Source organism: Kitasatospora sp. MY 5-36, from assembly GCF_001182915.1.
GTDB lineage: Bacteria > Actinomycetota > Actinomycetes > Streptomycetales > Streptomycetaceae > Kitasatospora.
On record NZ_LFVW01000270.1, the window covers coordinates 1 to 1,110 of the forward strand.

Below are 1,110 nucleotides of genomic sequence, written 5' to 3' on the forward strand. Positions count from 1 at the left end.
CCGCCGCACCCGGACCGGCCGCCGCAGGCGGGGCGGCCACGGGCGCGGGAGGCGAGGGCGGACAGGGCGGCGGCCCTGGCTACGGCGGCCGGGGCTACGGCGGACACGGGCCCGGCGACGGGCACGGCCCGTCCGTCGCTGACGACCTCACGGTGTCCGGGCAGGTCACCTGGCCGGAGGGAGCCCCCGTCGTCAACGCGGTGATCCGAGCCGTGGACCGGGACCTGCGCACCGAGCAGCCGCTCGGACCGTTCGCCCCCGGCTTCCCGAACGAGACGCGCACGGACGCGGCGGGCATGTACACCATCCACTACAACCGGACGCAGTTCGCCCGGGTCGAGCTGGGATCGGCGGACCTGATCGTCCGGGTCCGCGACGCGGCCGGCGTGGTGGTCGCGGCCTCGCCGACCATGTTCAACGCACCACCGCAGGCCGTGATCAACCTGGTGGTGACCGGGCCGATGGCCGGGCAGCCCTCCGAGTGGGACCGGCTGGCCGCGGTCGTCGAGCAGCTCGTCGACAATCCGAGCCCGGCCGGCCTCGGCCAACTGCGCATGTCCGACCTGGAGTTCCTCCTCGGGGAGACCGGTGCGGCCGCCGACCGGCTCACCGCGCTGATCCAGGCGGCGGGGCTGGTGACCGACGCCGTCGCCGCGGGCGTCACCGGGATCCCGCCCGAGGCGTTCTACGGCCTGATCCGCGAGAAGCTGCCCGCCGACTGGCCGGGCCTCGCCGGGCACCCGGCCGCCGACTTCGCCGCCGCCCTGCAGAAGGCCGTCAACGAGGGCATCGCCCCGTCGGCACTCGCCGCACAGGCCGCCCACCTCGGCGACCTCATCGCCCAGGCGGCGGCCCATGCGCGGTCCACGACGACCGGCCAGGCGGCGAAGCTGGCCGACCCCGCCGTCCGGTACGCCGACACCCGGCACGCCGGCGGCGAGCCGATCGTCGACGCCCGCCTCGACGCCGCGCTCGCCGGGGCCGTCACCGCCCTGGTGAACGGCGCGGGCACGCCGTCCGACGCCCTGGAGACCGCACTGGCGTCGGCGCTGTCCTCCGCACGCTGGCAGGACTACGCCGGCGTGACCGTCGCGGCCGTGGCGGGCGCCG

Annotated in this window: 1 protein-coding gene; it reads left to right on the forward strand. The window is 76.9% G+C overall.

Features of this window, described 5'->3' with window-relative positions:
- Nucleotides 1–152: 152 nt before the first annotated feature.
- The coding region (locus AE652_RS19010) for a hypothetical protein (RefSeq protein WP_199823111.1) at nt 153–1,110 on the forward strand (958 nt) is incomplete at its 3' end.